The following is a 14,178-nucleotide window of genomic DNA, read 5'->3' as shown; positions in this document are numbered from 1 at the left end:
TCGTCCGGCACTCCCCCAGCCTTCGGCCGGGGGGACCCCCAGGGCACGCACCGGACACCGCGGGCACCGCACGGGACTTTCACAACACCCCCTAGTCGGCGATCCCCTCGGGCACCGCTTTCTTGACGGCGGCAGCCAAGTCGATCAGCACCGCCGAACTGTCCGTCCCCTCCGGCACCGTCACCTCGACGTAGGCGAGGCGACTGGCGGTGGTGAACCGGTACCCCCCGCCGTCCCGCTTCTCCATCAGCCAGTCGACGCCGTTCACCCCGCCGGCGACCGCGTCCGGGTCGGCGCCCTCGGCCACCTTCGGATCCACCATCTTCGGCGGCCGCTCCACACCGCAGCGCAGTATGATCGCCGGGTTCCCCCAGCCCGCGGTCAGCGCGGAGGCGGGCTCGGGATCCCGGCGGTCCTGACCGTCCACCTTCGACGGCAGCGCCCCGTCCAGGTTCCGGCAGAGTTTCGCGACCTTCGTCGTGGGACTGGGAACCGCCGCGGCCGCGCTGTCGTCTGCGGATGAGCAGCCCACGGCGGCGCACAGCAGAGCGAGGGCGGGCAGACCACTGAGCCGGTGACGGAAAAGGTTCACCGGCCAAGGGTAGACGGGGGCTACAGATGCACGACCGGGCAGGTCAGGGTACGGGTGATCCCGTCCACCTGCTGGACCTTGGCGACCACCATCCGTCCGAGGTCGTCCACCGTGTCGGCCTGGGCCCGCACGATCACGTCGTACGGTCCCGTCACGTCCTCGGCCTGGACGACCCCAGGAATCTTGCTGATCTCCTCGGCGACGGTCGACGCTTTGCCGACCTCCGTCTGGATCAGGATGTACGCCTGTACCACGGAACCTCCAGGGCGGCCACGAGGATCATGTGGGGAAAAGGAACGCCACGGTATCGCGTCGCCGCGCGCCGCGGGGAGACCTGCGGGGAGCGCGGCCCCCGTGCCGGGGTGCAGGGAAGGCAGAGGTTGACGGTCACGTCGACCGTCCCGGTCGGGCGGGCCGTGTCGGCCCCTACGACCGTATCGAGGACACTGGTGCTGCGCGACCGGGCAGGGACAGGCACAGAAGGGGCGAAAGGGCAATGAAGGGCACTGTTGGTGAGCTGGGGGAGTTCGGGCTCATCAGGGAGCTCACCTCCCGTCTCACCACCACCTCGGCGGTGCGGGTCGGTCCCGGCGACGACGCCGCGGTGGTGGCCGCGCCCGACCGCCGGGTCGTGGCCAGCACCGACATCCTGCTGGAGGGCCGGCACTTCCGCCGCGACTGGTCCACCGCCTACGACGTCGGCCGCAAGGCCGCCGCCCAGAACCTCGCCGACATCGCCGCCATGGGCGCGGTGCCGACCGCCCTGCTGCTCGGTCTCGTCGTGCCGGCCGAACTGCCGGTGACCTGGCCCAGCGAGCTGATGGACGGGCTGCGCGACGAGTGCCAGGTCGCCGGCGCCTCCGTGGTCGGCGGCGACGTCGTCCGGGGCGACACGATCATGGTGTCGATCACCGCGCTCGGCGATCTGCGCAACCAGGAGCCGATCACCCGGGCCGGCGCCCAGCCCGGCGACCTCGTCGCGGTGACCGGCTGGCTGGGCTGGTCCGCCGCCGGGTACGCGGTGCTCTCCCGGGGCTTCCGCTCGCCGCGCGCCTTCGTCGAGGCCCACCGCCGCCCCGAGCCGCCGTACCACGCGGGCCCGGCCGCCGCCGCGCTCGGCGCGACCGCGATGTGCGACGTCAGCGACGGGCTGATCGCCGACCTCGGGCACATCGCCGAGGCCAGCAAGGTGCGCATCGACATCCGCTCCGGCGCCATAGACATCCCCACCCAGATGAACGACATCGGGCAGGCCGTCGGCGTCGACCCCATCCAGTGGGTGCTGACCGGGGGAGAGGACCACGCGATCGTGGCGACCTTCCCGCCGGACGTGAAGCTGCCCGCCCGCTGGAAGGTGATCGGCGAGGTCCTCAACCCCTCGGCGCTGCCCCAGGTCACCGTCGACGGGGCCCCCTGGACCCGGCAGGGCGGCTGGGACCACTTCGGGGACATGGAGTCATGAGTCCGCCGAGGGTGCTCACGGTCGCCGGGTCCGACTCCGGCGGCGGCGCGGGCATCCAGGCCGACCTGAAGACGATGCTCGCGCTCGGTGTGCACGGCATGAGCGTCGTCACCGCGGTCACCGCGCAGAACTCCCTGGGCGTACAGGGTGCTTGGGAGCTCCCGGTCGAGGCGGTGCGGGCCCAGTACCGCAGCGTCGTCGACGACATCGGCGTCCAGGCCGTGAAGACCGGGATGCTCGCCTCCGCCCAACTCGTGGAGGCCGTGGCCGAGTTGATCGCGGACACGGCGGTGCCGACCGTCGTCGACCCCGTGGGCGTCTCCAAGCACGGCGACCCGCTGCTGGCCGCCTCCGCGCTGGACTCCGTCCGCACCAGACTGCTCCCGGCCGCGACCGTCGCCACCCCGAACCTCGACGAGGTCGCCCAACTCACCGGCGTGCAGGTCGAGTCGGAGGACCAACTGCGGGAGGCGGCGGCCGCCGTCCTGGCGTACGGACCGCGATGGGTGCTGGTCAAGGGCGGTCATCTCCCCGGCGACGCCGTCGACTTGCTCACCGACGGATCCGAGGAGCACTGGCTGCGCGCTCCCCGGCACGACAACCGGCACACGCACGGCACGGGCTGCACCCTCGCGTCCGCGATCGCGTCGCAGCTCGCGAAGGGGCGGCCCGTGCCGGAGGCGGTGACGGCGGCCAAGGAGTACGTCACCGGGGCGATCGCCGCCGGCTTCGCGCTTGGCGGCGGGATCGGTCCCGTGGACCACGGCTGGGAACTCACCCGGGGTACTCCGGCAGCTTGATGTTCGTCGCCGACTTCTCGGTGATCCGCTTGAAGAAGGCCGCCATCGGACGGGAGGCGAGCAGCCGGTACATCCGGTCCCGGCTGCGGATGCGCCGCTCGGTGGCCGGCGCGAAGAACGGCCCCGCGTTGCCCGAGGTCTTCTGGCAGCCCTTGGCGAAGTCCCGGATCCGGGACTCGTACGCGGCGAACGCCGCACGGTGGTCCCCGCCCGCCAGGGCGAGTTCACCGGCCAGGACGTACGCGCCCACGACCGCCACCCCCGTCCCCATGCCGCCCATGGTCGCGCCGTATCCCGCGTCCCCGAGCAGCGCCACCCGCCCCCGGGTGAGTCGGTCGACGTGGATCTGGGCGATCGCGTCGAAGTACAGGTCGTCGGCCGCCTCCAGCGCCTTGAGGACGTTCGGCCCCTCCCAGCCCATCCCCGCGAACCGTTCGGCCAGGATCCGCTTCTGCGCGGCGACGTCCCGGCGGTCGTACGACAGCCGCTCCGACCGGAAGACCAGCAGCGCGCCCGCGCGGTCCGGGTCGCCGTCGTAGTTGCCGAGGGCGATCGCGCGGCCGGGCTCGCTGTAGACCCGGCCGGTGCGGTCCAGGCCCAGGTGGTTCGGGACCTCGAAGCCGGCCACGTAGTGGTCGAAGAAGCGCAGGTAGCGGGACTCGTCGCCGAAGACGAGCGAGCGGGTGTGCGAGTGGAGGCCGTCCGCGCCGATCACCAGGTCGAAGCGGCGGGACGGGCCGCTGTCGAAGGTGACGTCGACACCGTCGGACGTGTCGGTGAGCGAGGCGATCGAGTCGTCGAACACGTACTCGACGCGGTCCTCGGTCCGCTCGTACATGATCTTCGCGAGCTCGCCGCGGAAGATCTCCACGTCGCCGCTCATCATCTCCGACGGCAGGTCCACCTTCGGGGACCCGGCCGCGTCGACGACGATCTGCCGGCCCATGTGGGTCTGGCGGGCGTGGATCTCGTCCCAGATGCCCATCCCGGTGAGCACCTCGCGGTGGACGTGCCCCCGGAAGTCGACGGCGAAGCCGCCCCCGCGCAGGGCGGGCGCCTTCTCGACGACGGTGACGCGGGCGCCGTACCGGGCGAGGTTCAGCGCGAGCGCCGGGCCGGCGACGCTGGCGCCGGAGATCAGGACGGTCAGGTGGCCGAGGTCGTTCCTCTTGTTCGTCATGCACGGCAGCCTCGGCGGGACCGCTGACCGTCCTCCTACCGTTCGCTGACCGCCGCTGACCGCAGGCTCCGCCCCCGCTCGAAGGCCTCGTCGTACTCCTGAGGGGACAGCCGCGCGCGCACCGCCCTCTCGGTCCGTACGACGTCGGGGTCGCCGTCCGCGCGGGCGCCCCGCAGGCCCGTGGCGGCGCCCAGCAGTTCGGCCGCCCGCCGCGCCGGTTCGGCGACGGACGCCAGCGCCTCGGCGACGGACGCCAGGGCGTCGGGGCCGGGCGGACCCTCGGCCAGGGCGAGGGCCTGGGCGAACCACTCCCGGGCCTGCCCGACATCCCCCTCCTGCGCGGCCGTACGGCCCAGCCCGACCAGGATGAGGACGCTCTCGCCCAGGCTGAACCAGTTCGCCGCGCACGTCTCCAGAGCGCTCTCGTAGTGCACGCGCGCGTGGGCGGTGTCCCCGGACAGCCGGGCGCTGTCGCCGAGCCCGCGCCGGGCCGCCGCCACCTTGTCCGGGACGCCGGCCGTGCGGGCGAGGGCGGCGGAGTGCGTGAAGTGGGCGGCGGCCTCCTCGGTGTCGCCCCGGTGCAGCAGCACGAACCCGCGTGAGCGCAGCAGGTCCGCGGTCTCCTCCGGCGCCCGCAGCTCGTGGACGTACGTCAGGCCCTCGTCGAGCAGTTCCAGGGCGCGTGCGTAATCACCACGCAGGGCCGCGAATGTGCCCAGCGGGTCCAGGCAGTTGGCCATGCCCCAGCGGTCGCCGGTCTCCCGGAAACCGGCGAGGGCCCGGTCGAAGGAGGACTCGGAGGCGGTCGCGTCGCCCGTGAACCGGTACTGGTAGGCGGTGCCGAGGTCGAGCAGCGCGCACCGCCAGGTCCCGTCCCCGACCTGCACGCGCGCCCGGTCGTTGAGGGCCGTGCTCAGCGGACCGCCGGTCAGCGACCACAGCACCATCGTGAACGGCAGCCGCAGCGGGCCCTCCAGCGAAGCCATCACCGCCCCCACGCGCGCGACCCGGGCGGGCTCCGCGGGGTCGTCGCCGCGCCCCGTGACACTGTTCATCAGACACAGCGCGTACTCCTCGGCCAGCCCCTCGGGCGGCTCGTCGCCGACGGCCGCGAGCAGCGCCCGGGCCTGCGCCACATGCGCGCCGTGCGGCCCGCGCAGCCGCCGGAACCAGGTCAGCGCCGCCATCAGGCGCAGCGCGGCGGCGGGGTCGGTGGCGGTGAGATGGTCCAGGGCGGCATCCAGGTCGGCGTGCTCGGCGTCCAGACGGGCCAGCCACGGCAGCTGCTCCCCGCCGCGCAGATACGGTTCCGCGCGCTCGGCCAGCCGCAGGAAGTACCCGGCGTGCGCGTCCCGCAGGTCCGCCTCGCCGGTGCGCTCCCCGGCCGCGAAGGCACGGATCGTCTCCAGCATGCGGTAGCGGCCGTCGGACACCTCCAGGAAGGACTTCTCGACCAGGGAGGCCAGCACGTCCTCCGGATATGGCAGTCCGCACACCTCCTCCACCGCCTCCAGGCCGGCGCCCCCGGAGAACACCGTGAGCCGCCGGGCCAGCTCCCGCTCCTCCTCGTCCAGCAGGTCCCAGCTCCACTCCACCACCGCGCGCAGGGTGCGGTGCCGGGGCGCCTTGGAGCGGTCGCCGCGCGAGAGCAGCCGGAACCGGTCGTCGAGCCGGTCGGCCAGCTCCTCGGGGGTCAGGGTGCGCAGCCGGGCGGCCGCCAGTTCGATCGCCAGCGGCAGCCCGTCGAGGGCCGCGCAGATGCCGGCCACGCGCGCGTGCCCCGCGAAACCGGGCCGCACGGCACGCGCGCGGTCCACGAAGAGCCGTGCCGCGGGATCCGGCGGCAGCGGCGGCACCGGCACCAGCACCTCGCCGGTGATCCCCAGGGACTCCCGGCTGGTCGCCAGCACCCGCACCCCGGGACAGTTCGCGAGCAGCAGCGCCGCGAGCCGTGCCGTGTCCTCCACCAGGTGCTCGCAGTTGTCGAGGACCAGCAGCACCTCCCGCTCCTCCAGCGCGGCCAGCAGCCGCTCCGACGCGTCCCCGGCGGGCGTCCGGAACCCCTCCCGCACCCCGAGCGCCGCGAGCACGGCGTACGGGATCCGCGTCCCGTCGGTGAGCGGCGCCAGCTCGACGAAACACACGTCCGACGCCGATGCGGCACCCGCTCGTGCCGCTTCGATGGCCAGGCGGGTCTTTCCGGCGCCGCCCGGGCCGGTGAGTGTGACGAGGCGGGCCTCGGACAGGGCTTCGGAGATACGGGCCAGCTCGGCCTCCCGGCCCACGAACCGCGTGAGCTGCACCGGCACCGGGGGGCGGGAGGGGCCGCCGCCCTGGAGCAGCTCCAGGTGGAGTGCGGCCAGCTCCGGGGAGGGGTCGGCGCCCAGCTCGTCGGCGAGGGTGCGCCGAGCCTCCTCGTACACGGTGAGCGCCTGGGCGGGCCGCCCGCCCGCGTGCAGCGCCCGCATCAGCTGTCCGTACAGCCGCTCGCTCAGCGGATGCGCCAACAGCAGGCCCCGCAGCTCCGGCACCAGCTCCGGCCCCCCGCCGAGCGCGAGATCCGCCTCGATTCGGTCCTGTACGGCCGCCAGCCGCAGCTCGTCGAGCCGGGCCCGCTCGGCGTGCGCGTCCGGCAGGTCGGGCAGCGCCGGGCCACGCCAGAGGGCGAGCGCCTCCCGCAACCGGGCGGCGGCCCGCGGATGGTCCCCGGCGGTGAGGGCGGCCCGCCCCTCCGCCGCCAGCCGCTCGAAGCGGTGGACGTCGACGGTGTCCGGCTCGGCGGTGACGCGGTAGCCGGTGGGTGTGGCCTCGATCTCGGTGTGCGGGGCCAGCCGGCGGCGCAGCCGGGAGACCTGGGACTGGAGCGCGTTGGCGGCCCCGGCGGGCGGCTCGGCGCCGTACAGGCCGTCGGTCAGCCGCTCCAGGGAGACACCGCGGCCCGCGTCGAGCAGCAGGAGGGTGAGCAGGGCGCGGGGGCGGGGGCCGCCGGGGTCGAGGGGGGTGCCGTCGTCGGTGCGGAGGTCCAAGGAGCCCAGGATCCCGAAGCGCATGGGCCGGAGTCTGCCAGCTCAGCCGGTTGTCAGGTACAGCAAAAAGCCGGCCCACTCGAGGTGGACCGGCCAGATGCGGCGAACCAGCAGTGGCCGCGCACTCAGCAGTGCGTCAGCGCGAGACCTTGCCGGCCTTGATGCACGAGGTGCAAGCGTTCACGCGCTTCGGCGTCCCGCCCACCACGGTACGCACACGCTGGATGTTCGGGTTCCAGCGGCGGGACGTACGGCGGTGCGAGTGCGAGATGTTGTTGCCGAAGCCCGGCCCCTTGCCGCAGACGTCGCAGTTGGCAGCCACGGGTCACTCCAAAGACTTCAGATGCACTTACGGTTGGATCCCGGCGTGCCGGGATCGAGATCGAAGGATCAGAGATCTGAGTGGCGTTGCCAGGGGAATGGCCCGATGGGATCGGGCAACCGGAGCAGCATACAACGACTGCGCCAGTACAACGAAACTACCATGGTCGGTCCGGTGCTCCCCCGCCAGGGGTCTACGCTGCGTCCAGTCCAGGAGCTCAAGGAGGCGCAGGTGGCGCAGGTGCCGCAGACATTCTTCGATGCTCTCGCGGTGCGGACCTGGTGCGGACTCGCGCTCACGGCGCTGGGCCGGGCGCGCGAGGAGATCGACGCGATCAACGTGTACCCCGTCGCGGACGGGGACACCGGCACCAACCTCTACCTGACCGTCGAGTCCGCCGCGACCGCCGTCGAGGCCGTGTTCGCGGGGTACGAGGCCGGTCCGGCGGCGGAGCGGAATCCCTCCCTCGCCGACGCCGCCCGCGCGATGGCGCACGGTGCGCTGATCGGGGCGCGCGGGAACTCGGGGACGATCCTCGCCCAGCTCCTGCGCGGCATGGCCCAGGTACTCGCCACCGAGGGGGAGGCCCCGCACACCGACGGAGACGGGCTGCGGCTGGCCCTGCGGCACGCGGCCGACTCCGCCCGCCAGGCCGTCGCCCACCCCGTCGAGGGCACGGTCCTGTCGGTCGCCTCCGCCGCCGCCGACGCGGCCGAGGGGACCGAGGGGGACTGCGGGACGGTCGCCCGCGCCGCCTACCGGGGGGCGTGCGCGGCCCTGGCCGCGACCCCGGCCCAGCTGGCCGTCCTGGACCGCGCCGGAGTGGTCGACGCGGGCGGGCGGGGACTGGTCGCGGTCCTCTCGGCCCTGGTGGAGACGTTCACGGGGGAGGCGCCGGCGCTCTCGGCCGCCGCGGCCGGAACCGGATCCGGGGCGCACGCACACGTGGAGGCCGTCCGGCCGACGGACGCCGAGGACTGCGCCGACGCTCCGGACGGCGCGGGCGGGCCCGCCTTCGAGGTGATCTACCTGCTGGAGGCCGAGGACCAGGCCGTGGACCGGCTGCGGCAGCGCCTCGACACCCTCGGGGACTCGCTCGTCGTGGTCGGCGGCGACGGCCTGTGGAACGTCCATGTGCACGTGGACGACGCGGGCGCCGCCGTCGAGGCGGGCGTCGAGGCCGGACGGCCGTACCGGATCCGCATCACCCACTTCGGCGCCGACGACGCACACGCGCGCGGGGGCGAACGCCCGGCCCGCGAACGCGTCCAGCGGGCCGTCGTCGCCGTCGTGCCCGGCGAGGGCCTGGCCGGGCTGTACACCGAGGCCGGCGCGACCACGGTCCTCGCCCGCCCCGGGGAGCCGCCCGCCAGCGGGGAGCTCGTCGAAGCCGTACGGCGTGCCCACGCGCGCGAGGTGGTCCTGCTGCCCAACGACGCCGATCTGCGCCACACCGCGGCCGCGGCCGCCGAACAGGCCCGCACGGAAGGCATCCGGGTGGCCCTGATCCCCACCCGCTCCGCCGTCCAGGGCATCGCCGCGCTCGCCGTGCACGAGCCGGACCGCCGCTTCGACGAGGACGTCGTGTCCATGACCTCGGCGGCCGGCGCCACCCGCTACGCCGAGGTCGAGGTCGCCGAGCGCCAGTCGTGGACCATGGCCGGCATCTGCCAGGCCGGTGACGTCCTCGGGCTGATCGACGGCGACGTGGCCGTCATCGGCGCCGACGTCACCGTCACCGCCGCGACCGTCCTGGACCGCATGCTGTCCGCGGGCGGCGAACTCGTCACCCTCGTGCTCGGCGACGAGGCTCCCGCGGGCATCGCCGAGCACCTCGAGGCGCGGGTACGGGAGGCGTACCTCGCCGTCGACACCGTGGTGTACCGGGGCGGACGGCAAGGCGCGCTGCTGCTGATCGGCGTGGAGTAGCCGGAGCGGCCCCTACTCGCCGGTCTGCTCCGCCGCGACCTGGAGCAACTGCTCGGCCTCCGCCCGACGGCCCCGGACCGTCCCGTCGTCCTCGTCGTCCTCGGCCTCGTCGTGTCCGGCGTCCGCGTAGGCCCGCAGCACCGCACGCGCGCGTGCCGCCGCCCGATCCGGGCGGCCCAGGTCGGTCTCCAGCCAGCCCGCGGCCAGCTCGGCGCCGGTGCGGGCGTGCAGGGCGTCGCCGTCCAGGGCGACGAACACCGCGACCGCCTCGGCCACCTGCGACAGCGCCTCCTCCAGGGTGTCCCGGATCGAGTCGTCGTCGGCGTCCTCGGCCGCCGAGCGGGCCAGCAGGTCACCGAACTGGCGGTGGGTGTGGCCGAGTTCGGCGACCAGCCGCAGCCGCGCCTCCTCCTCGTCCGCCACCTCCAGCGCGTCCGCGCACGCCTCCACGGCGCTCGTCATCAGCGCACGCGCCCCCTCCGTACCGTCCTCGGTGCGCAGCGCCAGCCACGCCCGGGCCCGCAGGGAACGCACGAGACCGTGCACATTGCCCAGGCCGTGCCACAGCTCACCCGCGCGCGCGTACGCGTGGTCCGCCTCGTCGTGCAGTCCCGCGTGGCCGAGGGACTCGGCGGCCAGGTGGGCGAGGGTCGCGTGGTCGTGCTGCTCGGGCCAGTGCCGGGCGATCTCGGCGGCCTGCAACCGCCGTTCGGCGGCGTCCCGGTGCTCGCCCAGCTCGCTCAGACAGTCGCCCAGCCACCACTGCGTCTGGACGACCGCCCCGTCGCCGTGCGTCTCCGCGCGCAGGTCCGCCAGCGCCGACTCCAGCACCTCCGCGGCCTCGGCCCAGCGGCCCTGCCGGACCAGGTACCCGCCGAGCTGGTGCCGAGCCCAGGCGCCGAACGTGGGGCCCTCGCCCGCCTCGTCGGCCCAGTGCGCCGCCTCCAGGGCGTGCTCCGCGGCCTCGTCGGCCTGCCCCCGGCCCCCGACCACCTCGGCCAGCTGAAGGTGCAGCTGGGCCCGCCCGACCGGCTCCAGATACGCTCCGCCGTGCTCCAGGGCCGCCCGCAGCGCCCGCTCCGCCTCCACCATGTCGCCCAGATGGTGCGCCAGACCGGCAAGACGGGCCTCGTACTCCACGGCGAACCACGGCAGCCCCGCCCCCGTGAACTCCGCCGCGGCCCGCGCGAACAGCTCCGCGCCCGCCTCCACGTTCCCGGAGTGCACGGCGAGCTCCGCGAGCATCGCGTGCCCCTCGGCGACCCGCGCCGTGAGCCGTACGTCGTCCCCGGTCCGCCCGTCGACGAGCGCCAGCAGCTCCCGTACGGCGGCCTCCGCCTCCGCCAGAACCGTTTCCTCCACCGGCCCGTCGGCCGCGTGCACGCGCCGCATCAGGATCCGCGCCCGCGCCATCAGCACGCCCGCCGCCTGCCGCACCTGGGTGCCGCTCTCCGCGTACAGCGCGAGGACGTCGTCGTACGGGCCGGCGACGGCCGCCAGCGCCTCCTCGACGTCCTCCCCGGCGAGCGCGCGGACGTACGCCCCACGCGCGTGTGCCGCCAGTGCCTCCCCGGGGTCGCCCGCCTCCGCGTACAGCTCCGCGGCCCGCTCGAACGTTTCCGCGCCCTCCGGGCCGAGCGCGATCGCCTCGTGCTCGGCGATCTCCGCACGGTCACGCGCGTCCAGCTCCGCCCCCTCGGTGCGCTCGGCGGCCCGCGCGGCCGCCGCCCACGCCTCGACGGCGTTCGGCTGCAGCGTGTCCGACAGCCGCCGCGCCTCGGCGAGCAGCGCGTCCAGACCGGGCTCCGTGACCTCCTGGGTCTCCTGCGCCTGACGGGCCGGGGGCGGCGAGGCCACCGCGGCCCGGGCCGGCCGTGCCGCCCGCACCCCCAGCGGCAGCCGTTCCACCAGCGGACGCCGGCCCATGCGCGCGCGTGCCCGCTCGCTGACGTGCCCGGTGCCGTTGCGCTCGTCGAACCGCGCGGCCAGCGCGAGCACCTCCCCGCGCGCGTGCGCGGCCAGTTCGGCGGCCGTCCACTCCCGCCCGGCCGGACCGGGCACCCGCTGCCCGCCCAGCCCCAGCCCGGACAGCCGCTCCATGAGCAGCACCACGACACTCAGGAACTCCAGCTTGCTGCGCGGATGCCCGTCGTCCGTGAAGTACGCCGGCCGCTCCGCGAGCAGCTCCAGACCCCGCGCCTCGTTGCCGGTCAGCGCGCAGAACTCGACGTGGTCGGCGTAGGCGCCCCGCATGCTCTCCATGGGCCGTACGAGCCGGAAGCCCCGCAGATGGTGGGCGCGCGCCTCCTCCACCCGGCCCAGCCGCAGCAGCGGCACCAGGGACGACGCGAGCACCGTGTGGGGCTCGTGCGCGCACGTGTACTCGCCCTCCAGGACCGGCGCCCACAGCCGCAGCGCCTCCTCGTCCCGGTCCCGCTCCGCCTGCCACCAGCCCTGCCCGTGCAGCTCGCACGCGTGGCAGTCGGCCATCGCGTCCCGGTCCGCGGCCAGCCAGGCGGCGAACGCCCGCTCCGCGCGCGGGACGTCCCCGACATGCGCGGCCACGCTGAACTCGGAGCTGCGCACCGCACGCTCGGAGTGCCCCGCGAGCCGGTAGCGGTGCTCCATCTCGCCCAGCCACTTCTCCACCGACGCGAGCGGCACGTGCGGCTGGTCGAGCATGCCGGCCGACATCCACTTGAAGACCCAGTGCAGCGAATGCGTCTCGTACTCGTCGAAGTCCCCGGGCCGCTCGTCCCACAGGCGCAGCAGCCGCGCGAACGGGACGAACATCTTGTCCTTCTCGGAGCTGTAGTTGTAGACCTTCAGCTGGTGCCCGAGCGCCTCGATCACCGCGAGCGGGATGTTCAGCTTCTCGGCCTCCGCCAGCAACTGCTCCGCGCGCGTGTTGCGCGCCGGGCCCTCCGGCTGCTCGCCGTTCTCCGCCATCGCGCGGCGGAGCGACTCGAAGTCCCTGATCTCACTCATCACTGGTCGTCCTCCCCGTGTGCGGCCTCCCCGTGCGTGGCCCACTCCAGAAGGCCGATGAACGCCCGGTTCAGCAGCGCCGAGTCCGCGGGCCTCAGCGGCCGCTGCGCCATCAGCAGCGCCTGCCCGTACAGGGACTCCGTGGCGGTGCCGATCAGTTCCGTTTCCCGCAGCGAACTGATCCTGCGGATCAGCGGATTGAGATGGTTCAGCACCAGACGCGCGCGCGGGGCGCTGCCGCGCAGCGAGCCCAGGATGCCCGCCCACAGATCGTCGGCCTGCGCCTCGGCCTCCGCCCGCGCCTGCTCGTGCCGCGCCGCCCGGTCGTCCAGATGCAGCGCGGGCACGGACAGCGGATGGAAGGCGCGCAGCACGACGTCGCAGCCCAGCGGGTCGAGCTTCGCCCGCGCGGCCGCCAGGAAACCCGACAGCGCCAGCTCCTCGGCCGGGTCCACGGCGTCCAGGTGAGCCGTCACGGTGTCCGCGTCGAGCTCGGCCACCGCCGTCCCCGGCCGCACCGACGGCAGCGCCTCGACCAGCTCGCTGTCGTACGTGTAACCGCCGTTGATCACCCCGACGCCCTGCGCGGACGCGATCGGCGCGACCTGCCGGTACTCCTCCACGGTCCGCGTGAAGTGCACCACCGGGTGTCGCTGGGCGAACTCCTCCAGCGACAGCCGCCCGTCGGTCGTCTCGAACGGCAGCCACGGCAGCATCGTGCGCAGCATCTCCGTGTCGTGCCGCGCCAGCGACTTCACCCCCAGGTGGTGCACGGCCAGGAAGGCCGAGAGCCGCTCCGGATCACCGGCCGCCAGCCCCGTCAGCCATGACCGGATCCGTTCCCCCAGCGCCTCCCGGACGGCCGCCAGCGTCTCGTCCTCGTACAGCGACTCGCGCGAGGCCGTGGGCCGCAGACTGTCGGTGTCCAGGACACAGCGCACGAAGAACGCCCAGTCGGGCAACAGCTGTTCGGCCCGCTCGGTCAGCAGCATGCCCTTCAGATGCACCCGGTGCGTGGCCCGCTGCGCCGGGCTGACCGCCGCCGGCAGCACGTACGCCACCCCGCGGATCCCCGCCAGTGGCACGTTCAGCTCGATCGTGTCCAACGGCGTGAACCCGAACAGCTGGTGACAGTGCCGGGCCAGCGCCACCCGCCGGTTGGCGGGGGAGGGGTACGGCCGGTCCCAGGGCGCCGGCAGATCGGTGACCGCCTCGTCGCCCACCCGGACGTCGTACGGCAGCAGCGAACCGAAGTCCCGCGCCAGCCTGAGCACCCGCTCCTCGGTGAGCCACTCACCGGCCCCGGCCCGCGCCACCAGATGCACGGTGGTGCCCGGCTCGGGCCGCTCGTCGTGGGGGAGCGTCCGCACGGTGTAGGAGCCGTCGTCGCGCGCCGTCCACTCCACGGGTGGCGCACCCGGCGTACGGGCACTGCGGCTGACCACCCGGATCCGCTCGGCGACCACGAAACACGCCAGCAGACCGATGCCGAACTGCCCGAGGAAGTCGGCCCGGGCCTCCTGAAGATCGTCCGCCCGCTTGGAACTGCGCCCGATGGTCGCCAGCAGGTTGTGCACGTCGGCCTCGGTCAGCCCGACGCCGGAGTCCTCGACCCGCAGCGCCCCGCCCGACGCGTACAGCCGCACCCGCGCCGGGGCGTCGGGCTCCTCGGCCCGCCGGGCGGTGATCGCGTCCACGGCGTTCTGCAGCAGCTCCCGCAGATAGACCTTGGGACTGGAGTAGAGGTGATGGGACAGCAGGTCCACCAGACCACGCAGGTCGACCTGGAACGTATGAGGTGACGGTGATGCCTGGGATGACTGTGAGGTCTGGGAGTCCATCGCTGCAGCGCCGCGAAGTGGGGATGAGCACGGCGCGG

General features: G+C 74.2%; 10 protein-coding genes. 3 read left to right on the top strand and 7 right to left on the bottom strand.

The window, feature by feature from the left end:
* Positions 1-91 precede the first annotated feature (91 nt).
* Both ACIRF9_RS34735 and ACIRF9_RS34730 read right to left on the bottom strand, forming a co-directional pair.
* Positions 92-592, bottom strand: coding sequence for a DUF3515 domain-containing protein (locus tag ACIRF9_RS34735; RefSeq protein ID WP_403830428.1), 501 nt, complete (start codon positions 590-592; stop codon positions 92-94).
* 20 nt (positions 593-612) lie between these two features.
* Positions 613-846, bottom strand: coding sequence for an Lrp/AsnC family transcriptional regulator (locus tag ACIRF9_RS34730; protein ID WP_079659261.1), 234 nt, complete (start codon positions 844-846; stop codon positions 613-615).
* Between the two features lie 242 nt (positions 847-1,088).
* On the opposite strand from ACIRF9_RS34730, the gene ACIRF9_RS34725 reads away from it, so the two are divergent.
* Entirely contained in the window at positions 1,089-2,054 is a 966-nt protein-coding gene (locus ACIRF9_RS34725; RefSeq protein WP_403830426.1) for a thiamine-phosphate kinase, read from the top strand.
* On the top strand, positions 2,051-2,854 hold the full coding sequence (gene thiD / locus ACIRF9_RS34720) for a bifunctional hydroxymethylpyrimidine kinase/phosphomethylpyrimidine kinase (RefSeq protein ID WP_403830424.1): 804 nt from the start codon (positions 2,051-2,053) through the stop codon (positions 2,852-2,854). The genes ACIRF9_RS34725 and thiD overlap by 4 nt, the downstream gene beginning before the upstream one ends.
* Here the strand turns inward: thiD and ACIRF9_RS34715 are convergent.
* The 3 genes from ACIRF9_RS34715 to rpmB all read right to left on the bottom strand — a co-directional run bounded on the left by ACIRF9_RS34715 (position 2,829) and on the right by rpmB (position 7,382).
* The gene (locus ACIRF9_RS34715) at positions 2,829-4,034 is read right to left on the bottom strand and encodes an FAD-dependent monooxygenase (RefSeq protein ID WP_403830421.1); all 1,206 of its coding nucleotides are present in this window, start codon (positions 4,032-4,034) and stop codon (positions 2,829-2,831) included. The genes thiD and ACIRF9_RS34715 overlap by 26 nt on opposite strands.
* A 35-nt stretch (positions 4,035-4,069) precedes the next feature.
* Positions 4,070-7,084: an ATP-binding protein gene (locus ACIRF9_RS34710; protein WP_403830418.1), complete on the bottom strand. Its 3,015-nt coding sequence runs from the start codon at positions 7,082-7,084 to the stop codon at positions 4,070-4,072.
* Positions 7,085-7,196: 112 nt separating this feature from the next.
* On the bottom strand, positions 7,197-7,382 hold the full coding sequence (gene rpmB / locus ACIRF9_RS34705) for a 50S ribosomal protein L28 (RefSeq protein WP_003993230.1): 186 nt from the start codon (positions 7,380-7,382) through the stop codon (positions 7,197-7,199).
* A gap of 231 nt (positions 7,383-7,613) precedes the next feature.
* Here rpmB and ACIRF9_RS34700 point away from each other — a divergent pair, with 231 nt between their 5' ends.
* Entirely contained in the window at positions 7,614-9,311 is a 1,698-nt protein-coding gene (locus ACIRF9_RS34700; RefSeq protein WP_403830415.1) for a DAK2 domain-containing protein, read from the top strand.
* Positions 9,312-9,323: 12 nt separating this feature from the next.
* Here ACIRF9_RS34700 and ACIRF9_RS34695 read toward each other — a convergent pair whose 3' ends face one another.
* The gene (locus ACIRF9_RS34695; RefSeq protein WP_403830412.1) at positions 9,324-12,299 is read right to left on the bottom strand and encodes a tetratricopeptide repeat protein; all 2,976 of its coding nucleotides are present in this window, start codon (positions 12,297-12,299) and stop codon (positions 9,324-9,326) included.
* A complete protein-coding gene (locus tag ACIRF9_RS34690) occupies positions 12,299-14,140 on the bottom strand; it encodes an HSP90 family protein (RefSeq protein ID WP_403830409.1) in 1,842 nt (613 codons plus the stop codon). The genes ACIRF9_RS34695 and ACIRF9_RS34690 overlap by 1 nt, the downstream gene beginning before the upstream one ends.
* Positions 14,141-14,178: the final 38 nt, after the last annotated feature.

It is taken from the genome of Streptomyces sp. NPDC096132, assembly GCF_044763345.1.
Lineage (GTDB): Bacteria > Actinomycetota > Actinomycetes > Streptomycetales > Streptomycetaceae > Streptomyces.
Note: the sequence above shows the minus strand (reverse complement) of the source record. Positions and strands in the feature narration are given on the sequence as shown.

Coding starts and splice junctions, on each gene's coding strand:
- ACIRF9_RS34725 (WP_403830426.1), top strand. CDS start 1,089: ATGAAGGGCACTGTTGGTGAGCTGGGGGAGTTCGGGCTCATCAGGGAG.
- thiD (WP_403830424.1), top strand. CDS start 2,051: ATGAGTCCGCCGAGGGTGCTCACGGTCGCCGGGTCCGACTCCGGCGGC.
- ACIRF9_RS34715 (WP_403830421.1), bottom strand. CDS start 4,034: ATGACGAACAAGAGGAACGACCTCGGCCACCTGACCGTCCTGATCTCC.
- ACIRF9_RS34710 (WP_403830418.1), bottom strand. CDS start 7,084: ATGCGCTTCGGGATCCTGGGCTCCTTGGACCTCCGCACCGACGACGGC.
- ACIRF9_RS34695 (WP_403830412.1), bottom strand. CDS start 12,299: ATGAGTGAGATCAGGGACTTCGAGTCGCTCCGCCGCGCGATGGCGGAG.
- ACIRF9_RS34690 (WP_403830409.1), bottom strand. CDS start 14,140: ATGGACTCCCAGACCTCACAGTCATCCCAGGCATCACCGTCACCTCAT.